This is a genomic window from Streptomyces sp. NPDC087845 (assembly GCF_044742755.1).
Taxonomy (GTDB): Bacteria; Actinomycetota; Actinomycetes; order Streptomycetales; family Streptomycetaceae; genus Streptomyces.
Window position 1 is genome coordinate 120,690 of record NZ_JBIUVC010000003.1, and the last position, 25,112, is coordinate 145,801.

21 protein-coding genes are annotated in these 25,112 nt (G+C 72.0%); 12 read left to right on the forward strand and 9 right to left on the reverse strand.

Annotated features, from left to right (window positions below; all coding sequences use genetic code 11):
- Nucleotides 1-75 precede the first annotated feature (75 nt).
- Nucleotides 76-876 (forward strand): IclR family transcriptional regulator, encoded by an 801-nt coding sequence (locus tag ACIOMQ_RS09730; RefSeq protein WP_362197369.1) that lies wholly within the window; start codon nucleotides 76-78, stop codon nucleotides 874-876.
- 37 nt (nucleotides 877-913) lie between these two features.
- Here the strand turns inward: ACIOMQ_RS09730 and ACIOMQ_RS09735 are convergent, their stop codons facing one another.
- Together ACIOMQ_RS09735 and ACIOMQ_RS09740 are read right to left on the reverse strand one after the other, a co-directional pair.
- Nucleotides 914-1,594, reverse strand: coding sequence for an ABC transporter ATP-binding protein (locus tag ACIOMQ_RS09735; RefSeq protein ID WP_362197372.1), 681 nt, complete (start codon nucleotides 1,592-1,594; stop codon nucleotides 914-916).
- A complete protein-coding gene (locus ACIOMQ_RS09740; protein WP_402188488.1) occupies nucleotides 1,591-2,682 on the reverse strand; it encodes an ABC transporter permease in 1,092 nt (363 codons plus the stop codon). Before ACIOMQ_RS09740 ends, ACIOMQ_RS09735 begins: the two co-directional genes overlap by 4 nt.
- Nucleotides 2,683-2,792: 110 nt before the next feature.
- Here ACIOMQ_RS09740 and ACIOMQ_RS09745 point away from each other — a divergent pair, with 110 nt between their 5' ends.
- Nucleotides 2,793-4,007 carry a sensor histidine kinase gene (locus ACIOMQ_RS09745; protein WP_362197378.1) on the forward strand — a complete coding sequence of 405 codons (1,215 nt, stop codon included), beginning with the start codon at nucleotides 2,793-2,795 and terminating at the stop codon, nucleotides 4,005-4,007.
- Complete coding sequence (locus ACIOMQ_RS09750; RefSeq protein WP_362197381.1) at nucleotides 4,004-4,648, forward strand: response regulator transcription factor; 645 nt, start codon at nucleotides 4,004-4,006, stop codon at nucleotides 4,646-4,648. Before ACIOMQ_RS09745 ends, ACIOMQ_RS09750 begins: the two co-directional genes overlap by 4 nt.
- Before the next feature lie 17 nt (nucleotides 4,649-4,665).
- On the opposite strand, the gene ACIOMQ_RS09755 is transcribed toward ACIOMQ_RS09750, so the two are convergent.
- Nucleotides 4,666-4,968, reverse strand: coding sequence for a DUF5955 family protein (locus tag ACIOMQ_RS09755; RefSeq protein WP_362197384.1), 303 nt, complete (start codon nucleotides 4,966-4,968; stop codon nucleotides 4,666-4,668).
- Nucleotides 4,969-5,226: 258 nt separating this feature from the next.
- On the opposite strand from ACIOMQ_RS09755, the gene ACIOMQ_RS09760 reads away from it, so the two are divergent.
- The gene (locus ACIOMQ_RS09760; RefSeq protein WP_402188490.1) at nucleotides 5,227-5,832 is read left to right on the forward strand and encodes an NTP transferase domain-containing protein; all 606 of its coding nucleotides are present in this window, start codon (nucleotides 5,227-5,229) and stop codon (nucleotides 5,830-5,832) included.
- 234 nt (nucleotides 5,833-6,066) lie between these two features.
- Entirely contained in the window at nucleotides 6,067-7,686 is a 1,620-nt protein-coding gene (gene aceB, locus ACIOMQ_RS09765; protein WP_362197390.1) for a malate synthase A, read from the forward strand.
- 199 nt (nucleotides 7,687-7,885) lie between these two features.
- On the opposite strand, the gene ACIOMQ_RS09770 is transcribed toward aceB, so the two are convergent.
- Nucleotides 7,886-10,174, reverse strand: a complete 2,289-nt coding sequence (locus ACIOMQ_RS09770) for a glycosyl hydrolase family 18 protein (RefSeq protein ID WP_401263751.1) — start codon at nucleotides 10,172-10,174, stop codon at nucleotides 7,886-7,888.
- Between the two features lie 360 nt (nucleotides 10,175-10,534).
- On the opposite strand from ACIOMQ_RS09770, the gene ACIOMQ_RS09775 reads away from it, so the two are divergent.
- The 4 genes from ACIOMQ_RS09775 to ACIOMQ_RS09790 all read left to right on the forward strand — a co-directional run bounded on the left by ACIOMQ_RS09775 (nucleotide 10,535) and on the right by ACIOMQ_RS09790 (nucleotide 15,918).
- Nucleotides 10,535-11,671 carry a gala protein gene (locus ACIOMQ_RS09775; protein WP_401263750.1) on the forward strand — a complete coding sequence of 379 codons (1,137 nt, stop codon included), beginning with the start codon at nucleotides 10,535-10,537 and terminating at the stop codon, nucleotides 11,669-11,671.
- Complete coding sequence (locus ACIOMQ_RS09780; protein ID WP_402188492.1) at nucleotides 11,668-13,434, forward strand: ankyrin repeat domain-containing protein; 1,767 nt, start codon at nucleotides 11,668-11,670, stop codon at nucleotides 13,432-13,434. The genes ACIOMQ_RS09775 and ACIOMQ_RS09780 overlap by 4 nt, the downstream gene beginning before the upstream one ends.
- A 71-nt stretch (nucleotides 13,435-13,505) precedes the next feature.
- A complete protein-coding gene (locus tag ACIOMQ_RS09785; protein WP_362198042.1) occupies nucleotides 13,506-14,705 on the forward strand; it encodes a sigma 54-interacting transcriptional regulator in 1,200 nt (399 codons plus the stop codon).
- Between the two features lie 55 nt (nucleotides 14,706-14,760).
- Nucleotides 14,761-15,918 (forward strand): DUF2201 family putative metallopeptidase, encoded by a 1,158-nt coding sequence (locus ACIOMQ_RS09790; RefSeq protein WP_362198045.1) that lies wholly within the window; start codon nucleotides 14,761-14,763, stop codon nucleotides 15,916-15,918.
- A gap of 66 nt (nucleotides 15,919-15,984) precedes the next feature.
- On the opposite strand, the gene ACIOMQ_RS09795 is transcribed toward ACIOMQ_RS09790, so the two are convergent.
- Nucleotides 15,985-16,977: a fibronectin type III domain-containing protein gene (locus ACIOMQ_RS09795; protein WP_402188494.1), complete on the reverse strand. Its 993-nt coding sequence runs from the start codon at nucleotides 16,975-16,977 to the stop codon at nucleotides 15,985-15,987.
- Nucleotides 16,978-17,323: 346 nt separating this feature from the next.
- Here ACIOMQ_RS09795 and ACIOMQ_RS09800 point away from each other — a divergent pair, with 346 nt between their 5' ends.
- A complete protein-coding gene (locus ACIOMQ_RS09800; RefSeq protein ID WP_402188496.1) occupies nucleotides 17,324-17,929 on the forward strand; it encodes a TIGR03086 family metal-binding protein in 606 nt (201 codons plus the stop codon).
- 169 nt (nucleotides 17,930-18,098) lie between these two features.
- Here ACIOMQ_RS09800 and ACIOMQ_RS09805 read toward each other — a convergent pair whose 3' ends face one another.
- Nucleotides 18,099-18,782 carry an alpha/beta hydrolase gene (locus ACIOMQ_RS09805; protein WP_362197409.1) on the reverse strand — a complete coding sequence of 228 codons (684 nt, stop codon included), beginning with the start codon at nucleotides 18,780-18,782 and terminating at the stop codon, nucleotides 18,099-18,101.
- A gap of 242 nt (nucleotides 18,783-19,024) precedes the next feature.
- Between ACIOMQ_RS09805 and ACIOMQ_RS09810 the strand changes: the two genes are divergently transcribed.
- Nucleotides 19,025-19,333 (forward strand): SH3 domain-containing protein, encoded by a 309-nt coding sequence (locus tag ACIOMQ_RS09810; protein ID WP_362197412.1) that lies wholly within the window; start codon nucleotides 19,025-19,027, stop codon nucleotides 19,331-19,333.
- Between the two features lie 175 nt (nucleotides 19,334-19,508).
- The gene (locus tag ACIOMQ_RS09815) at nucleotides 19,509-20,399 is read left to right on the forward strand and encodes a chitosanase (RefSeq protein ID WP_362197415.1); all 891 of its coding nucleotides are present in this window, start codon (nucleotides 19,509-19,511) and stop codon (nucleotides 20,397-20,399) included.
- A 100-nt stretch (nucleotides 20,400-20,499) separates the two neighbouring features.
- Here ACIOMQ_RS09815 and ACIOMQ_RS09820 read toward each other — a convergent pair whose 3' ends face one another.
- From ACIOMQ_RS09820 to ACIOMQ_RS09830, 3 genes are all read right to left on the reverse strand, one after another.
- The gene (locus ACIOMQ_RS09820) at nucleotides 20,500-21,969 is read right to left on the reverse strand and encodes a nucleobase:cation symporter-2 family protein (protein WP_362197418.1); all 1,470 of its coding nucleotides are present in this window, start codon (nucleotides 21,967-21,969) and stop codon (nucleotides 20,500-20,502) included.
- Nucleotides 21,970-22,213: 244 nt separating this feature from the next.
- On the reverse strand, nucleotides 22,214-23,611 hold the full coding sequence (locus ACIOMQ_RS09825) for an 8-oxoguanine deaminase (protein WP_402188499.1): 1,398 nt from the start codon (nucleotides 23,609-23,611) through the stop codon (nucleotides 22,214-22,216).
- A 42-nt stretch (nucleotides 23,612-23,653) separates the two neighbouring features.
- Nucleotides 23,654-25,093, reverse strand: a complete 1,440-nt coding sequence (locus ACIOMQ_RS09830) for a nucleobase:cation symporter-2 family protein (protein ID WP_402188501.1) — start codon at nucleotides 25,091-25,093, stop codon at nucleotides 23,654-23,656.
- Between the last annotated feature and the right edge of the window lie 19 nt (nucleotides 25,094-25,112).

The window sequence follows — 25,112 nt, forward strand, 5'->3', positions numbered from 1 at the left end:
CCCTGAGCAGTGGGCCGATCGGAAAGCGCCCGGTACTCTGCTGACTTGCCCTTACGCCTCGAAAGGACCGTTGACGTGCCGCCGTCCCACGCCAGCACATCCGACTCCAAGCCCGCCGCGTCCAGTGGTGGTGTCCAGTCCCTTGAGCGCGCCTTCGATCTGCTGGAGCGGATGGCGGATGCCGGGGGCGAGGTCGGGCTGAGTGAACTCTCCGCGAGCAGCGGGCTTCCGCTGCCCACCATCCACCGCCTGATGCGCACGCTGGTGGTCTGCGGGTACGTGCGCCAGCAGCCGAACCGCCGCTACGCGCTCGGCCCGCGGCTGATCCGGCTCGGCGAGTCCGCCTCCCGGCTGCTCGGCACCTGGGCCCGCCCGTACCTCGCGCGCCTGGTCGAGGAGACCGGCGAGACCGCGAACATGGCGCTGCTCGACGGCGACGAGATCGTGTACGTGGCGCAGGTGCCGTCCAAGCACTCGATGCGCATGTTCACCGAGGTGGGCCGCCGGGTGCTCCCCCACTCCACGGGCGTCGGCAAGGCGCTGCTGGCGCACACGCCCCCGGAGGAGGTCCGGGCGCTGCTCGCCCGTACCGGAATGCCGGCCGCCACCGAGAAGACGATCACCACCCCGGACGACTTCCTCGACGCGCTGGAGCAGGTCCGCAGGGTCGGCTACGCGATCGACGACAACGAGCAGGAGGTCGGGGTGCGCTGCCTGGCGGTCTCCGTTCCCGACTCGCCCACCTCGGCCGCGATTTCGATCTCGGGCCCGGCGGGCCGGGTGACGGAGGCGGCGACGGAGCGGATCGTACCGATCCTGCAGCAGGCCGCGAGAGAGCTGTCCGACGCGCTGGCCAGCAGCGGTTCCACCGGCTGAGGCGTCGGGGCCCCGTGCCGCCGGGGCCCCGACCGCCTCAGGCCGGTGCGGGGACCGTCAGACGGCCGTCGTCCATCATGACCGTGCGGTCCGCGCGCTCCAGATGGGCCCGGTCGTGCGTGACCATCACCGTCGCCGTCGACCGCTGCCGGGTCAGTGCGACCAGCAGGTCGAGGACGGCCGCCCCGCGCTCGTGGTCAAGCGCGCTGGTCGGTTCGTCGACGAGCAGCACCGCCGGATCATTCATCAGCGCCCGCGCGATGTTGACCCGCTGGCGCTGTCCGCCCGACAGCTGATGGGGCCTGCGGCCGGCCTTGTCCGCGAGGCCGACCGCCTCCAGCAGCTCCAGCGCCCGGCCGCGGGCGCCGCGCACGGCGCCGCCCGACAGATGGGTCATCACCTGAAGCTGTTCGGCCGCGGTGAGGGACGGCAGCAGGTTGGGCTGCTGGAAGACGATCCCGACGCGTTCGCGCCGCAGCTCGGCCTTCTCCGCACGGCCGAGCCCCGCGGTGTCCCTGCCGGCGACGACGACCCGGCCCTCGTCGGGGGTGACCAGGGTCGCGGCCACCGCCAGCAGGCTGGACTTGCCGGAGCCGGACGGCCCGACGACCGCGGTGAGCGAACCGGCGGGCACCTCCAGCGAGACCCGGTCCAGCGCGGTGAGCCGGCCGTCGCCGTCGGGATAGGTGAGGGTGACGTCGGCGAGGGTGAGGGTCATCGGGCACTCCCGAGTGCGGTGAGCGGGTCGACGGCGGTGATCCGCCGGATGGACAGGGCCGCCCCGACGGCGCCGAGGACGATCATCACGGCAGCCGGGACCAGGACGGTCGCCGCGTCGAGGACGAACGGCACGGCGCCGCCGCTGATCACCGCACCGGCGCCCGAGGCCAGCGCGGTGCCCACCCCCGTGCCGACGGCGAGCATCACGACGGCCTGCCCGAGTGCGTCGCGCAGCAGATACGGGGTGGAGGCGCCGAGTGCCTTGAGGACGGCGACATCACCGCTGCGCTGGATCGTCCAGACGGTGAAGAACGCGCCGATGACCAGGGCCGAAATGGCGAAGAGGAAGCCGCGCATCAGCTGGAGCGAGCTGTTCTCGGCCTGGTAGGAGCCGATCGCGGTGAGGGAGTCCGGGAGGGAGAGCGTGCGGGTGCCCGCCGCCCTGTCGCCCGCGGCGACATCGGCGCCGTCGGTGGTGGTCAGGGCGATCACCGTGGCGTGCCGCGCCGGGCCGCCGTCGGCCCCGAATCGTTGCCAGTCGTCGAGCGAGGTCCACACGACCGGCGTATGGCTGTACGAGGCGTCTGCCGCGACCGAAGCGACGGTGACCTCGGTGCCGCCGAGCCGCAGCCGGTCCCCGGCCCCGGCATCCAGGTCGTCGGCGGCCTGTTCGGACAGCACCACCTTCCCCGCGCCGACCGGCGCTCCCCCGACGGGGGCCAGGCGCCCGCCCGGCTGAACACCGAACGCCGAGACCGCGGCCGTGCGCTCCCCCTCGACAGCGGCGGCGTTGAGCGTACGGATGCCGAGCGGCTCCGCGTCCCGCACGCCGGGCTGCTTCGCCCAGCTCCGCCAGGCTTTCTCCTCGACGGTCGAATCGGTGAAGGACACCGACCGGCCGTCGGGCGGGGCGGCGAACGCGAGGTGGTCGGCGTTCAGCCCCGTGACGGCCGAGGTGTTCTCCCGGGCCAGACCGGCCGTGAGACCGGACAGCAGACCCACGAGCAGCGTGATCAGCACCACGACCGAGCCCATGAGCGCGAACCGGCCCTTGGCGAACCGGAGATCTCTCCATGCAACGAACATGCCTCCAGCCTGGCCACGCGGACCTCCGGAAACATCGCTCGGCGGTGGGGCCCGGCATCAACCTTTCGATTGACCGGAAGCGGGCACCACCCGTCTACGCTGGACGAATCATGGATTCCCGTACCCATCCCCCCGTCGCCGCCGCGCTGCGGATCTGTCTGCACGCGCTGCTGGTGGGACTGCTCGCGCTCGCGGCGGTACGGGCCGTCGGCGACAGCGCACCGCACGCCACCGCCGTCACCGTGGTCGCCTGTGTGATGGCGGGGGCGTACGCGGCGGGCGCGCTCGCCCCCGCCGTCCAGCCGCACAACCGCGCCGCCGCCCTGTGGCTGGCACTGCTGGGCGCCGTCTGGCTGGTGCTGCTCGTCCTGTCGCCCGAGGCCCTGTGGGTGGCCTTCCCGCTCTACTTCCTCCAGTTGCATCTGCTGCCGACGCGCTGGGCCCTGCCGGCCGTCGCGGTCACCGCCGCCGCCGCCATCGCCGCCTTCGTCCTGCACGGCCGGGCCATCACGCCCGGTGCCTTCATCGGCCCGCTGCTCGGCGCGGCGGTCGCGGTCGCGACGGTCCTCGGGTACCAGGCGCTGTTCCGGGAGAGCGAACGGCGCCGCGAGCTCATCGAGGAGCTGATGTCGACCCGGGCGGAGCTGGCCGAGGCGGAACGTACGGCCGGCACGCTCGCCGAACGCGAGCGGCTGGCCCGCGAGATCCACGACACCCTGGCACAGGGCCTGTCCAGCATCCAGTTGCTGCTGCGCGCCGCCGAACGCGCCCTGCCCACCGGTGCTCCCGCCACCGCGCACGTGCGCCGGGCCCGCGAGGCCGCGCAGGACAACCTCGCCGAGGCCCGCCGCTTCGTCCGCGCCCTGTCCCCGCCCGACCTGGAGAACGGCTCCCTGGCGGCCGCCCTGGAACGCCTCTCGGCCCGCACCACGGGCCCCGGCCTCACCGTGCGGTTCGCGGTCAGCGGCTCACCGGTGGAGCTGCCCACCCCGTACGAGGTGGCGTTGTTGCGCATCGCCCAGTCGGCGCTGGCCAACACGGTGCGGCACGCGGAGGCGCGGCGTGCGGAGATCACACTCAGCTTCATGGACACGTCGGTTTCCCTGGATGTCGTCGACGACGGTCTCGGTTTCGCCCCGGGGGGCGGTGGGCCGGTCGCCGCGGACACCCGTACCGGCGGCTTCGGGCTCCCCGCGATGCGTTCCCGGGCCCGTTCGCTGGGCGGCACGCTCAGTGTCGAGTCGGCGCCCGGTCAGGGCACGGCCGTCGCCCTCACCCTCCCGCTCCCCCTCCCCGACGGCCGGACAGGACTGGACGCCGCATGACACCCCCCGCCCCCGCCCCGATCAGGCTGCTGCTCGCCGACGACCACCCGGTGGTGCGGGCGGGGCTGCGGGCCGTTCTGGACGCCGAACCCGACTTCCGCGTGATCGCCGAGGCGGCCACCGCCGAACGGGCCGTCGCGCTCGCCGCGACCGGGGAGTTCGACGTCGTCCTCATGGATCTGCAGTTCGGCGCGGGAATGCACGGCTCCCGGGCCACCGCGGCCATCACGGCGGAGGCGGGCGCACCCCGCGTCCTGATCCTCACCACGTACGACTCGGACGCGGACATCCTGGCCGCGGTCGAAGCGGGCGCCGCCGGCTATCTGCTGAAGGACGCCCCGCCGGAGGAGCTGGCGGCGGCGGTGCGCACCGCCGCGACCGGCCGCTCGGCGCTCGCGCCGGCCGTCGCGCACCGGCTGATGGACCGCATGCGGACCCCGGGGCAGGCCCTGACCAAGCGTGAGCTGGAAGTCCTGCAGCTGGTCGGCGAGGGCCTGTCGAACCTGCAGATCAGCAAGAGGCTCTTTCTCAGCCAGGCGACGGTGAAGTCCCACCTGGTGCACATCTACGCGAAGCTGGGCGTGGACTCCCGTACCTCGGCGGTCGCGGCGGCGACGGCCCGCCGGCTGATCCGCCGCTGATCCGGGGGCGTCGTACGTCAGGGGCGCGGCGGCTCGCCGAAGAGGTCCACGGCGACGCGTACGTCCCTGAGCGCGGAGGCCAGTGCGCTGACCGAGCCGATCGCCCCCGCGATCAGCAGCAGCGAACGGCGCAGCCGGGGAATCTCGGGTGCGCCGCTGATCGCCATCGCGTCCAGCGCGGCCAGTTCGTCCTCGGCGATCCCTCGGTCCGGGAACTCCCCGGGATGCCCCGCCAGCTCACGGCGGAGCCGGGAGACGGCCGTGCGCAGCTCCGCGACCCTCGGATCCTCGCCACTGCTGGTCACCCGCGTCTGCCCCACGCTTCGCAACAAAGCACTCCCCCTCGCACGTCCTTGTGCCAGTGTTCCGACCGGGTCCCCGACTGTGGTCAAGTGTCCGGGGATGCCCGCAAGTTAACGCCATGAAAGGTGTCGAGCGCCACTCCGCGGACGGAATTCGGGGGGTCTCGTACGGGTGATGCGCATGGTCGCTCAATGGACGGGGTCACCCGCCCATCCGTGACCGCGCCGCCGCCGTCCACTTGCGCGAAGCGGGCGCGCCCGGGGTATCCAGTCCGCATGACTCGAACGACACGGACCCCGGTGGTCGCCGGGCTGCTGCTCGCCGCGGGCGGCGGACGGCGACTCGGCGGGCGGCCCAAGGCACTGCTCGAACACCGCGGCCGGCCGCTGGTGGAGCACGCGGTACGGATCCTGCGGGAGGGCGGCTGCGACCGGGTGCACGTGGTCCTGGGCGCCGCGGCCGAGGAGGTACGCGCCCGCGCCGACCTCTTCGGCTGCGCGGTGACCGTCAACCCCGGGTGGACCGAGGGCATGGGCTCGTCGCTGCGGGCGGGGCTCGGGGCGCTGACCGGTACGGGGGCGGACGCGGCGCTCGTCCTCCTCGTCGACCAGCCGGGCATCGGTGCGGACGCGGTGGCGAGGGTGCGATCGGCGTACCGCTCCGGGACGAGCCTCGTGGCCGCCTCGTACCGCGGTGAGCGCGGCCATCCGGTGCTGTTCGGGGCCGGACGGTGGGCGGACGTCGCGGCCGGAGCGGTCGGCGACCAGGGCGCTCGGGCGTATCTGCGGACCCACCGCGATGCGATCACGCTCGTCGAGTGTTCCGATGTGGCTCAGGCGTACGACATCGACACGGTGGAGGACCTGAAGCGCCTTGAGTGAGCGGACTGGCACGCCGCGCCGACGCCGTCCCCGTTGTGTCGACCCGGAGAATCTCGACATCAACAAACCATTGAACTTCCACCATGAGGAAACTACTATCCACTGGTCAGAAGCCCTCTGCATCTCGGACGGCGACCACGGCCGTATCCCGGAGCCCTGGCACGCCGTGCCGTTTCAGGCGACCCGGCGGCCGTGAGACGCCGCCCGCACCGCTCGCTGAAGGAGTGACAGCTCATGTCCGCACCAGCGCCGTCCCCGCTGGCCATCGTCGATGCCGAGCCCCTGCCCCGGCAGGACGAGGTCCTGACCGACGCGGCTCTCGCGTTCGTGGCCGAGCTGCACCGGCGGTTCACGCCCCGCCGTGACGAGCTGCTCGCCCGCCGCGGCGAGCGCCGTGCCGAGATCGCCCGTACCTCCACACTGGACTTCCTTCCCGAGACGGCGGCGATCCGCGCGGACGGCTCCTGGAAGGTCGCGCCGGCCCCGGCCGCGCTCAACGACCGCCGGGTGGAGATCACCGGTCCGACCGACCGCAAGATGACCATCAACGCCCTCAACTCGGGCGCCAGGGTCTGGCTCGCCGACTTCGAGGACGCTTCCGCCCCCACGTGGGAGAACGTCGTCCTCGGCCAGCTCAATCTGATCGACGCCTACACCCGCACCATCGATTTCACGGACCCCCGGTCCGGCAAGTCGTACGCCCTGAAGCCGGCCGACGAGCTCGCCACGGTCGTCACCCGCCCCCGCGGCTGGCATCTGAACGAGCGCCACCTCCAGCTCGACGGCACCCCGGTGCCGGGCGCGCTGGTCGACTTCGGCCTCTACTTCTTCCACAACGCCCAGCGCCTCATCGACCTCGGCAAGGGCCCGTACTTCTACCTCCCGAAGACGGAGTCGCACCTGGAGGCCCGCCTCTGGAACGACATCTTCGTCTTCGCGCAGGACTACGCCGGAATCCCGCAGGGCACGGTCCGCGCGACCGTCCTCATCGAGACGATCACCGCCGCGTACGAGATGGAGGAGATCCTCTACGAACTCCGCGACCACGCCTCCGGCCTGAACGCGGGCCGTTGGGACTACCTCTTCTCCATCGTCAAGAACTTCCGTGACGGCGGCGCCAAGTTCGTCCTCCCGGACCGCAACGCGGTGACGATGACCGCCCCGTTCATGCGCGCGTACACCGAACTCCTCGTCCGCACCTGCCACAAGCGCGACGCGCACGCCATCGGCGGCATGGCGGCCTTCATCCCGTCCCGCCGCGACGCCGAGGTCAACAAGGTCGCCTTCGAGAAGGTCAAGGCCGACAAGGACCGCGAGGCCCACGACGGCTTCGACGGCTCCTGGGTCGCCCACCCGGACCTGGTCCCGATCGCCATGGCCTCCTTCGACGCGGTCCTCGGCGAGAGGCCGAACCAGAAGGAACGCCTGCGCGAGGACGTCTCGGTGGCCGCGGGTGACCTGATCGCCATCGACACCCTCGACGCCAAGCCCACGTACGACGGCCTGCGCAACGCCGTCGCGGTCGGCATCCGCTACATCGAGGCGTGGCTGCGCGGCATGGGCGCGGTCGCCATCTTCAACCTGATGGAGGACGCGGCCACCGCGGAGATCTCGCGCTCGCAGATCTGGCAGTGGATCAACGCGGACGTGGTCTTCGAGAACGGCGAACACGCCACCGCGGACCTGGCCCGCAAGGTCGCCGCCGAGGAACTCGCCGCGATCCGCGCCGAGATCGGCGACGAGGCGTTCGCGTCCGGCAGGTGGCAGCAGGCCCACGACCTCCTGCTCCAGGTCTCCCTGGACCAGGATTACGCGGACTTCCTGACCCTGCCGGCATACGAGCAGCTGGCCTGAGCCCGGCTCGGGCCCGCCGACGGGTTGATCGCGGTGACGTCCCGCACCCGCACCCCGGCCGGCCCCGGATCCGCCCCCCGCACCGGCCGCCGGGCGGGCGCCCCCGGTGCCTCGGCAGCCGGGGTCCGGCCCTGACCGGGTGAACCGTCACGGTCCCGTGGAATCTGTCCGCCCCACGGGACCGTGCGCTTCCGGTCGGCTACTTCAGTCCGGTGTCAAGGGCGTTGAGCAGCGTGCCCTGGGGCGTGTCCCCGGACATCTCCCAGACCATCACCCCCAACAGGCCCTTGTCCTTCACGTATGCGGTCTTCTTGCCGATGGACCAGGTGTCGTCGAAGGACCACCACTGGTTGCCGGTGTAGCCGTACGTGGACACCGACTGCTCGTCGTGGTGGACCGTCATCGTCGGGTACGCGCCGATGAGGTTGGCGTAGCCGCGGGTGCCGGCCTCCTCCGCGAACTGGCCGGGGGCGGCGCCTCCGGCGGACTGCCATTCGCCCGCCGCTCCGCCGTCGGTGACGTTCTGCCAGCCGCGGCCGTAGAAGGGGATGCCGAGGGTCAGCTTGCGGGGTTCGACACCCGCGTCCGTATAGGCCTTGATGGCGGCGTCGGCGCTGAAGTGGAAGTCGTACGGGTCCTGGGCGTCGGTGTAGAGGTTGGCCTGATGGCCGGTGCGGTCGGGTTCCCAGGAGTTGTCGCTGCCGGAGCCGTGGAAGTCGTAGCCCTGGACGTTGGCCACGTCGAGGGAGTCGAAGACCTTGCCCAGGTCCCATCCGTCGCCGATCTTCTGCGGGTCGGCGGGGGTGAAGGCGGTGAGGAGGCGGTGGCCGCCGCCGAGGGCGTCCATCTGCTTGCGGAACTCGGCGAGCAGCAGGGTCAGGTTGTCCTTGTCGTTCGGTGAGTAGTGGTTGCCGGGGTGCCCGGTGCCCGTGCCCGGCCATTCCCAGTCGATGTCGAAGCCGTCGAAGATGCCGGCCGCGGTGCCGGGGCCGCCCGCACCGCTGTACTCGGGCAGGTTGCCCTTGATGTACATGTCGATGCAGGAGGAGACGAACTTCTTGCGGGAGGCGTCGGTGGCCGCCACGTCGGAGAAGTACTTCGAGTACGTCCAGCCGCCGAGCGAGACCACGATCTTCAGGTCGGGGTGGAGCTTCTTGAGCTTCTTCAACTGGTTGAAGTTGCCGCGCAGTTTGCCCCAGCCGTCGTCCGCGACGCCGTCGACGGACTGGGCGGCGCTGAACGGGCGGGCGTAGTCGGCGTCGGCGTCTCCGGCGCCGGTCCCCTGTTCGGGGTCCTCGGGGTCGGCGGTGGTTCCCTTGGTGACACCGTTCAGGCAGGTGAGGTTGTCGGGGTCGATGTTGGCGAAGGCGTAGTTGACGATGTCGAGCTTGCCCGCGGCGCCGGAGTCCTGGAGGTTCTTGACGAAGTACTGGCGGCCGTAGATGCCCCACTGGACGAAGTAGCCGACCTTGGCGTAGTTGCCGGTGCCGACGATGTCGTCGGTCTTCACCGTGAGCGCGTTGCTGGCCGGTGAGGCGTTGTCCGCCGCGTCACGGGCCTTGACGGTGAAGGTGTACGAGGTCGAGGGCGAGAGTCCGCCGATGGTGGCGGTGGTCGTCGTGCCGGACACCGTGGTGGCCAGGACGCCGCCCCGGTAGATGTCGTACGCGGCGACCCGCTGGTTGTCCGTCGAGGCCGTCCAGGCCAGGGTGACGGACGAGGAGTCGGCCGCCGTGGAACGGAGCGAGCCCGGGGCGGTGGGCGGGGAGGTGTCGGTGGCCGGGTCGACGGTGGTGACCGCCAGCGGGGCGCTCTCGGCGGAGGTGTTGCCCCGGGTGTCCTTGGCCCGGACGGTGAAGGAGTAGGCGGTGGCCGGGGTCAGTCCGGTGACCGTGGCGGAGGTGGCCGCGGTGGCGGTGCCGACCACGTTGCCGCCGGCGAGGATGTCGTAGGACGCCACGGGGAAGTCGCCCGCCGCGGCCGCCGTCCAGGACAGCGAGGCGGTGCGGGCGGTGACGTCGGTCTGCTTCAGCCCGCTCGGCGCGCCCGGCGGCACGTCCGCGGAGCCGTCGCACTTGTCGCCGTTGACCCGGCAGCCGGTCGGTGCGGTGATCGGTCCGGTGGCCACGAACCAGAAGCTGTACGGCTCGGTGGTGCTGTGCGCCGCGACGGTGCCGTTGTAGTGGGCGTTGACCGCGGTGATGTGGCTGCCCCGGGTGGTGACGGTGCCGTTGTAGGAGGTGTCGATCGCGACCCCGGCGGGCAGGTCGAATTCGAGGCTCCACCCCGTGACGGCGGTGTCGGTGTCGTTGTGCAGGACGTAGGTCCCCTTCCACCACGACCCGTTGTCGGCGGAAGTGAAGGTGGCTGTCAGCTTGCCGGCCGCGTGCGCGGGTGCCGCCTGCAGGGACAGCAGCGCGAGGAGGAGCCCGAGAACGGCGGCGAAGGCGGTCGCCGTTCTCCTTCTGAAGGTCATGTGCTCGAACATGGTTCTCCCTTGAGGCAGGGACCGGTGAGGCGGTCCTGAGGGGGAGCGGGATTCCGTGGTGCCATGGAGCACAGGGGAAACTAAATGGTCTGGACCAACCCGTCAAGAGGTACAGACCATTCTTCAACAGCGGTACTGGTGTGCGAATTTGAAGCCGATGCGATTAGGATCACGCATGGCAAGGCTGTAGCGCAGAGGTCGTCGCGCCCTAGCATCAAGCTGGAGGACGTCGGTTCGAATCCGACCGGTCTTGCCGCCTTTTCGTGGAGAAGAGTCGATGGCGTCGGTTCGTCCCGAGCGGGCGGAGGACGCGGTCGCCCTCTCCTGGCCGGGTACCGGCGGGGGACCTGGGGAGTAGTGATGTTGCAGCCGATGCCCGTGCGCTGTCCCGCGATCGAGCACCCGGACATTCCGCTCGCCGACGCGGCCCTACTGGATCCGCTGCTGGAGCGGCTGGCGGCGGCGCACCCCGTCGAGACCGACGAGACCTTCGCGCTCGGCGCGCTGCGGGCGGACGGGCGGGTCGACCTCTGCAAGCAGGGACTCGGTGCGGCGGGCGCGGTCCGGGTGATGCCCGCGGTCGCCGGCTCCCCGCACGCCTCGCATGTGCTGCTCGGCACCAACTCGCTGGGCGACGAGGGCGCGCGGGCCGTCGCCGACGCACTGGGCCGGGGCGGCCACGGGCTGCGGACGGTCTATCTCGGCTGCAATCGCATCGGACCCGACGGAGTCACGGCGCTCGCCGGAGCGCTGAGCGAGGACGACACCGTCAGGGCGCTGTGGCTGAAACGCAATCCCGTGGGTGACGCCGGTGTCCGCGCGCTCGTCCCGATGCTCCGCCGCAACACCGTTCTGCGCACCCTCGACCTGGTGAACAGCGGACTCACCACGGACGGCCTCACGGCCCTGCTGGCCGTGCTGAGCCGTCGGTCCCGGCCCGTCGAGCGGCTGTTCCTCGGGGGCAACGGCCTCGGCGCCGAGGCCGCCCCGCTGCTGGCCGCGCTGATCCGGGACGCGGGGGTGCGGGAGCTGTACCTTCCGTCCAACCACCTCGGTGACGCGGGGGCCGCCGTGCTCGCGGCCGCCGCCGACCCCGCCCGCCCGGTCCGGCTCGGCCTCGGCGGCAACGGGATCGGGCCCGCCGGGGCGCGCGCCCTGGCCGGCGCGCTCGACGGGATCGAAGGACTCGATCTCGGCCGGCCGCCCTCGGAGCGCAGCCTCGGGGCCCCGTCCAATGTCACCGGTGACATGGGGGCCGACGCGCTGGCCGGTGCGCTGCACGGCAGTCCGCTGCGGCGGCTGGAACTGCGCCACACCGGACTCACCGGGCGGGGCGCGAAGACCCTGCTCGCCGCTGTCGACGCCGACTCGTGCCTGGAGTACGTGGGGCTGGGCCCCGGACTCCCCCGCAAGGTGAAGCGGTCCTTCGCGGCGCGACTGCGCCCGGACCGCGGTGCCCATGCGGACCTGCGCGCGGTCAGGAGCGTCTACCGGTGAGTCCGGACGAGGCGATCCGGTTCTTCGACCCGGAGGAGTTGGCGAGCCTACGGCAGGTACGCCGGTACGCGGTGCCCCGGTGGATGATCGAGGCGTCCGCCGAACGGCGCGCGGCCGGGGACTGGCGGGGTGCCTGCGCGGCGGCCCGGTTCGATGTGGCGTTCGACCTGTCGGAGGTCTCCGCGGGGTACGGGCCGGACGTGGCCGGAGCGCTTGAGTCCGATCTCCGTCATCTGGTGCCCGACCTGGTGCGCTGGCACCTGCCGCGCGTGCTGGGCGGGCGCTCGACGCTCGCCACCGACCTGACCGTGGTCCTGGCGGGTTACGGCGGCACGGCGGAGGTGCCCGGGGCCGCGGCCCCGTATCTGTACCTGCGCACTCCGCCGATGGTCGACGGACCGCAGAGGATCTTGCTCCGGTTCGGGGCGGTGCGAGTCGGCTCCGTACCCGGTTCCTTCCGTGCGGGTGTCACGGACTGGCGGGCCTGCCGGTACCTGTGGGACGCGCGCCGTACCGACGAATTGCGTACACGGGCCGGCGGTGCGGACCGGTTGCCGTTCCTCCACGCCGACGGCACACCGCTCGGGGCGGACGAACTGCCCGACGCGGAGCCGGGCGCCGGTGACCCGGTGGCCCGCGCCGAGTGGGCGACGCTGCTGTACCAGCGGGGCCGTGTGACCGAATCGCTGGCGGCGGTGGGCATCGACCTGGATCCGACCCAGCCGGAGACACCGTCGTGGTACCGGGCGACGCCGGAATCGATCCTGGCCCGGCTGACGCTCGACGTTCCCCGGCTGGCGTCGGAGGCCGGGCGGTTCGCGGAGTTGTACGCCGCGTCGCGCCTTCAGATCGGCGAGGACTGGCGTGCCCGCGTCCTGCTGGAGTTCACGGGCCTCGGCAGCGACAGACGTCTGCGGATCAGGCTCGTCCAGCGGGAGGCGGACGGGGACGTTCCCTCCCTCCCCCGGGCGCTCCGGCAGCGACTGCCGGATCTCGACCTGCTGCGGGCCGGCGCTCTGACGCCCGCACAACTGCACCCGCTGGTCGCCGGGTCCCTCTTCCCCGGCCTCGACACGGCGGCGGGTCCGCCGGGGCCGACTCCTCCCGCGCCGGTACGGGTCAGGTGCCGCGGTGAATGGCACGAGGTCGTCTTCCGCGACGGGAAGCTCGGCTCCCCGCACAGCCCGCAGGAGCGACAGCGCGAGAACGCGCTGCGGGCCTTCGGCGGCGCCGTCACCGGCTGCTTCGCCGTGGAGCACGCCTGCACCTCCGGTACGGGCCGGCTGCCCAAGGCCCTGCGGGCACAACGACGGGATCTCTTTCTGCACGCCCAGCACGGCGACACCCCGGGGGTCCTGGAACTCCTGGACGCGGGCGTCGACCCCCGGGTGCGGGACGGCGGCCGGCGCAGCCTGCTCCATGTACTGCACCTCCTCGACCACGAGCCCCTGCTGCCCCGGCTCCTGGCGGCCGGTCTCGACCTGGAGGCCCTGGACCACCGGCAACGCACCCCGCTCTGTGTGGCGGTCGGCGACGGCGGTTCGGCGGCACTCGTGACGGCGCTGATCGACGCCGGGGCACGGATCGACGTCGTCGACCCGATGGAACTCTCGCTGGACCAGCTGATCCGCAAGTACCGGCGGACGGACCTGGACTTCCTCAGGGAACGGGTGGACAAGGAGCATCCGGACATCGGGGCCGAATGGTGGGACGAGTGGAAAGAAGAGAAGGACGACCAGTACGAGGAGGATGAGGACGGGTGAGCACCATCGCCCCCGGCACACCGGGACCGGCGCCCGCACCGCGGCCTCCCGCCGCACCGGGACAGCCACCCGTGCCGCAGCCTCCGGCCGCCGTTCCGGGACCGCTGGACGCCGCCGACGAGCTGAACCGCAGGCTGCGGACATCGCGGACCGAAGCCGCTGCCAATCCGCAACTGGAGGCGCTGGCACTGGCAGTGACGGCCAATCAGCCGGTGCTGCTCTGGGGTGAGCCGGGCATCGGCAAGTCGGCCGGCATGGAGCAGCTCGCGGCCGGGCTCGGCCTCGGTCTCGAGACGGTCATCGCCAGTGTGCACGAACCCTCCGACTTCGCGGGGCTGCCGGTCGTCGGTGACGACCCGGCCGTGACCGGGGTGCCGATGGCCCCGCCGGACTGGGCGGTCCGGCTCGCGCGCACCGGCCAGGGGCTGTTGTTCTTCGACGAGTTGTCCTCCGCTCCCCCGGCCGTACAGGCGGCGCTGTTGCGCGTCGTGCTCGAACGCCGCGTGGGCAGCCTGACGTTGCCGGAGTCGGTACGCATCGTGGCGGCGGCGAATCCGCCGTCGAGCGCGGCGGACGGCTGGCACCTCAGCCCACCGCTCGCCAACCGTTTCGTACACCTCCAGTGGACGCACGACCCGCGCACCGTCGCGCGCGGCATGGCCGGCACGTGGCCCGAGGTGGCCGTGCCGGTCGTCGACGCCGCCCGGGTTCCGGGGGCGGCGGCGCGGGCCCGCGGCGCGATCTCCGGCTTTCTGACCGCGCGGCCGGGGCTCGTCCACCACATCCCGGCCGACGCGGAGAGCCGGGGCCGGGCCTGGCCGTCCCCGCGGACCTGGGACATGGCGCTGCGGCTGCTCGCCACCGGGTACGCCACGGGCGCCGGGCGGGAGGCCGTGGCCGCCGCGCTGACCGGGGCCGTGGGGGACGGCGCGGGCATCGAGCTGCTGTCCTACCTGGAGAACCTCGACCTGCCCGACCCCGATCGCGTACTGGCGAACCCCGCCGCGTTCGCCCTGCCCGAACGCGGCGACCGGCAACTGGCCTTCCTCATCGCCGTCGTGGCGGCCGTCCAGGGCGATCTCACCAGGCGCCGTTGGGAGGCGGGCTGGACGGTGCTGGCGAAGGCCGTCGACGCGGGTGTGCCCGATGTGGCGGCCAGGGCGGCGGTGGATCTGGCGGCGATGCGGGACACCGACTGGTCGGTGCCGGAGGGCATCGACGCCTTCCTGGAACTGCTGCAGCTGTCCGGCGCCCTGCCGCAGATCGGCTGAGGCGGACACGTCGGTGCCGGAACCGGAAACCGCCCCGGAGCGGCCCCAGTTGGACATGACCAAGCTGCTCGCCGCCCGCTACCGGGCGGCGACCGGCCGGCCCTATCTGGCCTCGGCGCTGTACGCGCTGTCGGTGGTGGCGAGCACCGGCGTGCCGACGATGGGCGTGGACCGGCACTGGCGCTGCTATGTGTCCCCCGCCTTCGTCGACGCGACGCCGGTGGCGGAACTCGCCGCGGTGTGGGTGCACGAGGTGGCACATCTGCTGCGCGACCACCACGGGCGCGCCGGACGGCTGCCCGCCGCCGACCAGCGCGACCCGCACCGCGTCAATGTCGCCCAGGACTGCGAGATCAACGACGACCTCGTCGCCGACGGGCTGCCCCTGCCGGCCGGACGGATGGAGCCGCGGCTCTTCGGCCTGCCGACCGGGCAGCTCTTCGAGGCGTACCTCCCCCATCTGCCGTCGGGTCCGCCCCCGCACGACTGCGGGTCCGGCGCCCATGGACAACCGGTGCCCTGGGAGCTGACCGGGGAGGACGGGCCGAACCGTCTGGGTCCGGTGGAGGCCGAGGCACTGCGGCGCCACACCGCGGAGGCGATGCGCGCACACCGGCGCAGCCGGGGCGACCTTCCGGCGGGCTGGGAGCGCTGGGCGGACCAGATCATGGAGCCCACGGTCGACTGGCGGCAGGCGCTCGCGGGCGCGGTCCGGGAGGCCGCCGCCTGGGCCGCCGGAGCGATCGACTACACCTACCGCCGGCCGTCCCGCCGCAGCGCGGCGCTCCGGGGCGTCGTGCTGCCCAGCCTGCGCCGTCCGCTGCCCCGGGTGGCCGTCGTCATCGACACCTCGGGGTCGATGGGTGACGAGGAGCTCGCCTCGGCGCTGGCGGAGGTCACCGGGGTGCTGCGGGAGGTGGGCATCCGGGGCAACCGCGTCACCGTGCTGGCCTGCGACGCCGATGTGCGCAGCGTGTCCCGGGTGACGGCCGCCGAGCAGATCACCCTGGGCGGGGGCGGCGGCACCGACATGCGCGTGGGTATCGCCGCCGCCCTCGCGGCACGGGACCGGCCGAACATCATTGTCGTGCTGACCGACGGTTACACGCCCTGGCCGGAGGAGGCCCCCTCCTGCCGGCTGGTGGCGGCGCTCATCGGCCCGGCCGCCCCGCAGCCCCCGACATGGGTGGAGACCGTCCGCGTCACCGGCTGAGCCCGTCCGGGACATCGCCCCCTTCCCGCCCTGTCCTCGCCCCCGGGGCGACGGACCTGCGCAGACTCAGTCGCCGAGGACGACCGTGCGCTGGGCGGAGAAGTCTCCCCACTTCCCGTCCGGCAGCTTGGCGCGGATCTTCATCGAGTAGCGGGTGCCGCGCGGGTCGGCGACGGTGAGCCGGTAACTCGCCCGGCCCGTGGGCGGGGTGGAGCCCCACACGATCGTGGTGGTCAGCCGGCCGTCCATGAAGAGCTGGTACGCGGGGATCTCGCTGCCCGTCTCGGGCTGCTTCCAGTCCAGGTCGACGGCGTACTCCTTGCCCTGGACGCGGTTGGTGATCCGCAGATCGGTGGGGGCGGTACTGGCGGGTGCGCCCGGTGCGGACGCGGTGGTGAGATCGAGGGCGTTGCTGTCCGGCGAGGAGGTGTCGGCGGCGTCGCGGGCGCGGACGGTGAAGGTGTAGACGGTACCGGGGCGCAGACCGGTCAGATGTGCCGTGGTCCGGGTGCCGGGCACGCTGTGGATCCGGGAGCCTTCCTGGTAGATGTCGTACGAGGTGACGCCGACGTCGTCCGTGGAGCCGCCCCAGGAGAGGTTCGCGGCCCGGCTGCCGTCCGCCGTGCCGCGCAGTTTCACCGGACGCGTCGGCGGCTCGTGGTCGGTGGGGGTGGGGGCGGGTGTGGTGACGGTCGCGGCGGCGCTCGGCCCGGAGAGGTTCCCGGCGGCGTCACGGGCCCGGACGGTGAAGGTGTACGCGGTCGAGGCGGTCAGCCCGTCGACGTCGATCATCACCTTGGCCGCCGGGACGGCCCTGACCTTCTCGCCCTCGCGGTAGACCTCGTAGCCGGTGACCGCCTTGTTGTCGGAGGCCTGTTCCCACATGACGTGCACCGAGGTCGCGCTGCTGGCCTGCGCCGTCACATGGCCCGGCGCCGTGGGTTTGCGGGTATCGGCCTCGGGGGCGGAGCCGCAGGCGGTGAGCGCGGCGAGGAGCAGGGCGGCGGAACAGGCCGACGCGGCGGTTGCGTGGGGGCGTTGCACGGTCGTGCCTTCCATCCGGCGGGCAATGGTCCAGACCTGTATCGCATGGCGTGGGGGTCGACGACAAGAGGGTGGAGCGGAACGTTCCGCAATGTGCCGTTGTGCGCAGGTGATCGGACGCCGGTGATCCGTGGGCGCGGTACGCGGGGTGGCGTGCGGTCGGCCGATGCCGTGGGGGGCGGGTTCGCGCTGCCGGAGCGCGCGGAACGGGATGCTCCGGATCGACGGAGAACCCGCCATTCCGTTCGCGCTGCTGGACCGGACGGCGGCGCGGGGCGCGGCGTTCGCGAGCCGGATCGTCCTTGGGGGACGCGTCGCGCGAAGAGCGATGAGTTCCGGGCGCCGGACCGGTCTGAACTGTATGGATACGCACACGGAGACAACACCCACGATCGATCTGGAGCCTGCGGCCCGGCAGATCACCGGCCTGCTCGACGGCATCGACGAGCAGCGGCTGGCGGGCCCGACGCCCTGCCCCGACTACACGGTCCGGGAGCTCCTCGCCCATGTGGCCAAACTGAGCGCGGCCTTCCGCGACGCCGCGCGGAAGGGCTTCGGTCCGACGACCGACACCGCCCCGGACTCCACCCTTCCGGTCCTCGCCGACGACTGGCGTGAAACGCTGCCGCCGCTGCTCGACGAGCTGGTGACGGCCTGGCGCGATCCTGCCGCCCGACAGGGAATGACCAGGGCGGGCGGTGTCGACATGCCGGGCGAGGTGGCCGCGGTGGTCGTGCTGGACGAGCTGGTGGTCCACGGCTGGGACCTGGCCCGATCGACCGGCCAGGCGTACGAGGCGGACGAGGCGAGCCTTCGCGTCTCGCTGGCCATGCTGACGCCGAACGACACCGTCCCCCGGTCCGAGCGCATCTTCGGTCAGCCGGTCCCGGTCCCGGCCGACGCGTCCCTCGTCGACCGGACCGTCGCCATGAGCGGTCGCCGCCCGGACTGGCGACCGGGCGACTGAACCGGCCGGTCCGTGGCGGTGTGCGGGCCGAGGCGGTGTGCGGGGCGGCATGCGGTCTGAGGCGGGAACCAGCAGGTCCTCCGTGCGGTGCCGGGCCCCGGCGAGCCGGGCGAGGTACGGCACGGCACGGGCCCGACGGACCGGGCGCGGGCCGGCCGCCGCCGGTCCCTCAGCTGGTGAAGAACTCCGTGATCTGCTGGGCGACCTGGTCGGGATGTACCTCGTGCACCCGGTGACCGCCCCCGATCGTGATCAGCCGGCAGTCCGGGATCAGCGAGGCCATGTCCTGCAGGCGCCCCTGGGGCATGGTGGACTCCGGGCCGCCGGCGATCATCAGCGTCGGCGCGACGATCTCGCCGAGCCCGGCCGCCCAGTCGGGGTCGGGGTCGGACACCTCGGCCCGGATGGGAGCGACAGCGGCCCAGTCGTAGTCCACCGGTCCCTCCGGCTCGGCGGCCGGCTCCGGCTCGCTCGGGAACGGCGGCGGGGTCTCCACCAGCACCAGTCGCTCCACCCGGTCCGCGTGCTCCTGGGCGAGCAGATGGGCGACGACTCCGCCCATCGAATGGCCGACCAGGCCCACCCGGTCGAGCTCGCACTCGTCGAGGAAGCCGAGGACGTCGTCCCGCATCAGCTCGACGGAGTACTCGTCGGGCCAGTCGCTCTCGCCGTGCCCCCGCAGATCGAGGGCGTACACCCGCCACTCCTCGCCGAGCAGGCTCCCGGCCGCCTCCCAGCTCGCGGCGGAGCCGCCGAGGCCGTGCAGCAGGACCACGGGGGAGCCGAAGGGGTCGCCCCAGGTCCGATACGCCAGCCGTACATCGCCGACGTCGACAACAGATTGATCGTCCATGCCCCTGACGCTACAGGCGAACGAGCGGGCACTCGTCCTCGCGGCACCCGTCAAACCCGTGGTCGACGGGCGCGAGGAGCGTCCGGCCCATCGGCCGCGTGCGCCGGTGCACGTGCCATATGACCTGCGCTTTCACTCCCGCCCGACGGGCGCCCCGGGCCCGTGACCAGAGGGACGGCGGCTCCGTTGGGGCTGGTGACCGGCCCACGCCCACGTGGGCCGGACTACGGAGGAGAATCCGCATGATGAAGAAGATGATGCTGGCCGCCGCGGTCCTGACCGCCGGTCTGGGACTGGCCTTCAGCCCCGCCGCGCAGGCCGTGCAGAACCCCGCCGCCGTGCAGGCCGCGAAGGCGCCGGCCGCGGTCTGCACCGTCAACGACAACGGGGTGAACTTCCGCGGCGGACCGGGCAACGAATACCCGGTCCTGGGCCAGGTGAACAAGGGCCAGAACCTCAACTACCGCGGCCGGCAGGGCAACTGGGTCATGGGCGACCTGTGGGGCGGCCCCACCGGCGTCTGGATCCACGTGGCGTACCTCAACTGCTGACGCCGGTCGGCGTTCCGGCCCCGCACCGCGCCTCGCGATGCGGGGCCCTCCCGTGTTCCGGAGCACGGCACGTTCCCGACTCCCTTGTGTCGTAGGGGTGTACGCCGCTCCCTCCACTCTGATAGGAAAGCTTCCTAACAGACCGATGGAACGACGAACTCCCTTTGGAGGACTGGTGCACGCTCCCCATAAGCGCACCGCACGTCGCACTACCCGATCCGTGCGCCTCGCGGCCATCGCGGCCGGACTGGCCCTCACGGCGGTTCCCGTGGCGGCCCACGCCGGAGCCCCCACCCACCCGGCGGCACAGCAGACGGCGGAGCAGCGGACCGCGGCGGCTCCGCGGGCCGCCGCCGCGACCGGCCTCGACGATCCGGCGAAGAAGGAGATCGCCATGAAGCTGGTCTCCAGCGCGGAGAACTCCTCGCTCAACTGGAAGTCGCAGTACAAGTACATCGAGGACATCGACGACGGCCGCGGTTACACCGCCGGCATCATCGGCTTCTGTTCCGGCACCGGCGACATGCTCGACCTCGTCGAGCTGTACACCCAGCGCAAGCCGGGCAACGTCCTCGCGAAGTACCTGCCCGCGCTGCGGAAGGTCAACGGCACCGACTCGCACAGCGGTCTCGACCCGAACTTCACGAAGGACTGGGCGACCGCCGCGTCCGACTCGGCGTTCAAGCAGGCGCAGGACGACGAGCGGGACCGGGTGTACTTCAATCCCGCGGTCGGCCAGGGCAAGGCCGACGGCATCGGCACGCTCGGCCAGTTCGCGTACTACGACGCCATCGTCATGCACGGTGACGGCGGCGACAGCACCAGCTTCAGTTCCATCCGCAAGCGGGCCCTCGCCAAGGCGAAGCCGCCGTCGCAGGGCGGCAACGAGGTCACGTATCTCAACGCCTTCCTCGACGCACGGGTCTGGGCGATGCAGCAGGAGGAGGCCCACTCCGACACCAGCCGGGTGGACACCGCCCAGCGGGTCTTCCTGAAGAAGGGCAATCTGAACCTGGATCCGCCGCTCGACTGGAAGGTGTACGGCGACAGCTACCACATCGGCTGACGCACCTCTGGTCCATGGCTACGGCGCGTACGGCGGCTCCCGCGAGGGGCGCCGTACGCGCCGCAGCGCCGTTTCCGGGCGAAGCCGGGACGCGTCTGCGTCAGTGTGCTGCCGCCGAGGACGCGGCCGCCGGGCTCTCCTGCTTCGCCCCCGGCCGCGACTCCTGCTCCGACGGATCCGCATCCCGCTTCCCGCCGAGGTGGTTGAAGGCCAGGTTGAGCACGATCGCCACGACGCACCCGGTCGAGATCCCGGAGTCGAGCACGACGAGCGCGTCCTTCGGGAACGCGTGGTAGAAGTCCGGTGCGGCGATCGGGATCAGGCCGATACCCACGGCCGCTGCCACGATCAGCGCGTTCTCCCCCTTCTCCAGCGCGGCGGTCGCCAGTGTCTGGATGCCGCTCGCGGCGACCGATCCGAAGAGCACGATGCCTGCGCCGCCGAGGACGGGCAGCGGGACGAGCGCGATGACGGACGCGGCGACGGGGACCAGCCCGAGCACGATCAGGATGCCGCCGCCGGCGGCGACCACGAAGCGGCTGCGGACCTTGGTCATCGCGACCAGTCCGATGTTCTGGGCGAAGGCGCTGCACATGAAGCCGTTGAAGAGCGGGCTGATGGCACTGCCCAGGGTGTCGGCGCGCAGGCCGCCCTCGATGGTCCGCTCGTCCGCCGGACGGTCGACGATCCGGCCGAGAGCCAGCATGTCGGCGGTGGACTCGGTCATGCAGACCAGCATCACGATGCACATGGAGACGATCGCGGCGGCCTCGAACTGCGGTGGGCCGAAGTGGAAGGGCGTCGGGAAGCCGATCAGGTCGGCGTCCTTGATGGCACCGAAGTCGGTGATGCCGACCGGGATCGCGATCAGTGTGCCGAGGACCAGTCCGAGCAGGATGGCGATCTGCTGGAGGAAGCCGCGCAGCAGTTTGCGCAGTGCCAGGACGATCACCAGCGTGGCCGCGGCCATGGTGATGTTGGTCGTCGAGCCGTAGTCGCCGGCCGTGGCGTTGCCGCCCTGGGACCAGTTGAAGGCGACCGGCAGCAGCGACAGCCCGATCAATGTGATCACGGTGCCGGTGACGACCGGCGGGAAGAAGCGGACCAGCTTGCAGAAGTACGGAGCGAGCAGGAAGCCGAGCAGGCCGGCCACGATGATCGCGCCGAAGATGACGGCGATGCCGTCGTGTCCGCGGTCCTTCCCGATCGCCACCATCGGGGTGACCCCGGCGAACGAGACACCGTTGACGAACGGCAGCCGGGCACCGATGCGCCAGAAGCCGAGGGTCTGGAGCAGGGTCGCGAGGCCCGCGGTGAAGAGGCTCGCCCCCATCAGGAAGGCGGTCTCCTTGGGGGTGAGGCCCACGGCGGGGCCCACGATCATCGGCGGGGCCACCACGCCCGCATACATCGCGGCCACGTGCTGGAGGCCGCTGGTGAACATCTTCAGCGGGGGGAGCGTTTCGTCGACCGGGTGTTTCCGGTCTGCCGATGCCGGCTCGGGGACGAGGTGGGGGTCGGCGTCGGATGCTGCGTCTGCGTCGTTGCGAAACCTGGGCGTAGCTGCCACGGCGGTTCCTCCGGTCGGGTGCACGTCTGCGGCGACGTGGGTGTCAGGGAGGTGGTGCAAGTGGGACATGGGTGCAGGTGGGGCAGATCGTGCAGCTGGTGCGGGCAGCTTGGATCACCGGGGCGGGGACGCGTACGTACGTGTACGCGCCCCGCCCCGGTTGCCGTGGATCCCGTTCGGTTCCACGGCGGCCGGCCGAGGGCCGTCCCCCTCGGCCGGCCGGTATCGGGGGTGTCCCGGGGCGTCAGGCTCCGGCGGCGATCCGCGCGAGGCGGCGGGCCTCGTCGCGGGTGGCGCGGGCGATGGCGTCCTCGTCCGCGGTGATGAGGTGGTTGTCCTCGACGACCGGCTTGCCGTTGACGAGGGAGAGGGTGACGGGGGCCGCGGCGCCGAAGACGAGTGCGGTCACCGGGTCGGCGATGGAGGCATGGGCGAGGGTGTCCAGCTTCCAGAGCACCAGGTCGGCGAGCTTGCCCGGTTCCAGGGAGCCGATCTGGTCGGCCCGGCCGAGTACCTGCGCGCCGCCGTAGGTGCCCAGGCGCAGGGCCTGACGGGCGTTCAGAGCCTTTTCGCGGTGGGCGCCGAGGCGGTTGATGAGGAGGGCGTTGCGGAGTTCGGTGTGGAGTTCGCCGGACTCGTTGGAGGCGGTGCCGTCGACGCCGAGGCCGACCGGGACGCCCGCGGCGAGCATGTCGGGCACCCGGGCGATGCCCGCGGCGAGCCGGGCGTTGGAGGAGGGGCAGTGCGCGACGCCCGTTCCGGTGCGGGCGAAGGCCGCGATGTCGGAGTCGTTCATGTGGACGCAGTGCGCCATCCACACGTCGCCGCCGAGCCAGCCGGTCGACTCGAAGTAGTCGGTCGGGCCCATCCCGAACAGTTCGTGGCAGAACTTCTCCTCCTCCACGGTCTCCGAGCCGTGGGTGTGCATGCGCACTCTCTTGCGCCGGGCCAACTCGGCGCTCTGTCGCAGGAGTTCGGTGGAGATGGAGAATGGGGAGCAGGGCCCGGCGGCGACCTGGGTCATCGCGTCGAAGGAGGCGTCGTGGTGTGCGTCGATGGTCGCCTCGGTGCCGGCGAGTGCGCCGTCGAGGGTCTCCACGGCGAAGTCCGGCGGCAGCCCGCCGTCCTTCGCGCTGCGGTCCATGGAACCGCGGGCGAGGGTGAACCGTACGCCCATGTCGCGGGCGGCCCCGATGATGGCGCCGGACAGGTCGCCGGATCCTTGCGGGTAGACGTAGTGGTGGTCCATGGCGGTGGTGACGCCGCCGCGGGCCATCATGGCGAGGGAGCCCTGCGCGGCGGCACGGACCATCGGCTCGTCGATGCGTGCCCAGGTCGGGTACAGCGCGACCAGCCAGTCGAACAGGTTGTGGTCCGTGGCGAGGCCCCGGGTGATCCACTGGTAGAAGTGGTGGTGCGTGTTGATCAGACCGGGGGTGACCAGATGCCCGGTGCCGTCGATGCGGCGTACGACGTTCTCCAGGCCCCCGGGCGCCCGGCCGGCGCCGACGGATTCGATGCGATGGCCCGCGACGACGACATGACCCGAGGCGTACTCGGTGTCGTCGGCGTCGACGGTCGCGATCGAGCAGTTCTCGATGACGATGCGTTCCACGTGCTCAGGGGCTGCCGATGCTGCCATGGTGCGTCCTTTGCTTTCCGGCGATGCGGGCACGGCAGGACCCTAGGAGGATTTGAGTGCCACAGCCGGGCGGCTGCGGGTGCCGAGATGGTGGAAGAACAGGTTGAGCAGGACGGCGACGAGCGCTCCGGCGCTGATGCCGGAGCCCAGCACGGTCTGTGCCCAGGACGGGAATCCCGCGTAGAAGCCGGGCGCGGCGAGTGGGACGATGCCCGCGCCGAGCGCGACGGCGACCAGGACGATGTTGGAGCTGTCGTCGAGTCCGGCCTCGGAGAGCGTACGGATGCCGCTCACCGCGATCGAGCCGAACAGCACGATGCCGGCACCGCCGAGCACGGGCATCGGCACGAGGGAGACGACCGCGCCGAGTACCGGAAAGGCGCCCAGGACCAGCAGCGCACCGCCCGCTGCCGCGACGACGTAGCGGCTGCGTACCTTCGTCAGTGACACCACGCCGACGTTCTGGGCGAAGGCGCTCGTCGGGAAGCCGCCGAAGACCGGGCCGAGCAGGGTCGCGATGCCGTCGGTGCGCAGTCCGCGGGTGAGGGTCCGGCCGTCGGTGCGCCGGTCGCAGATCTCGCCGAGTGCCAGCATTCCGGCGGCGGACTCCGTCATCAGGACGAGCATGACGATGCAGAGCGAGAGGATCGCGGCGGGCCTGAACTCGGGTGCGCCGAAGGCGAAGGGGGTGGGCAGGGCGGCGACCGGTGCGGACTTCAGCGCGGAGAAGTCCGCGAGTCCGAACGGGATCGCGGCCAAAGTGCCGGTCAACAGACCCATCAGCAGGGCGACTTGCTTGAGGAAGCCGCGACCGAACCGCTGGATCAGCAGAATGACGACGAGCGTGAAGGCGGCCAGCGCGAGGTACTTCGCCGCTCCGAAGTCGGCGGCTTCCTTGTCGCCGCCCTGTGCCCAGGAGACCGGGACGGGCATCAGGGTGACGCCGATGAGGGTGATGACGACACCGGTGACGAGCGGCGGGAAGAAGCGGAGCAGCCGGCCGAAGAACGGCCCTGCGGCCAGGCAGAAGACTCCGGCGACGAGCACCGCCCCGTAGATCGCGGGGAGTTGGTGACCCGGTGCGGTGGTCTCGGCGATGGCGAGCATCGGGGCGATTCCGGCGGAGGATGCGGCGTTGACGAACGGCAGCCGGTTCCCGGCGAAGCCGCCGATGCCGAGGGTCTGCAGGAGGGTGGCGCATCCGGCGATCAGGAGGCTTGCCGCGATCAGCCGGGTCATGCCCGCCTGGTCGAGGCCGACGGCCTGGCCGATGATGAGCGGAGGGGTGACGACGCCCGCGTACATGGCGGCGATGTGCTGGAGCGTGGCGGGGACGAGCCGCGAGGGGCGGAGCTTTTCGTCCACCGGGTGGACCGAGGTCTCCGGTGGGGTGGGACACGGGCCTTCTGCTTCTGCTTCTGCTTCTGCTTCTGCTTCTGCTTCTGCTTCTGCTTCTGCCGGCCCGAGTGCAGGCTGTGCCATGGAAGTTCCCTCCGGTCCG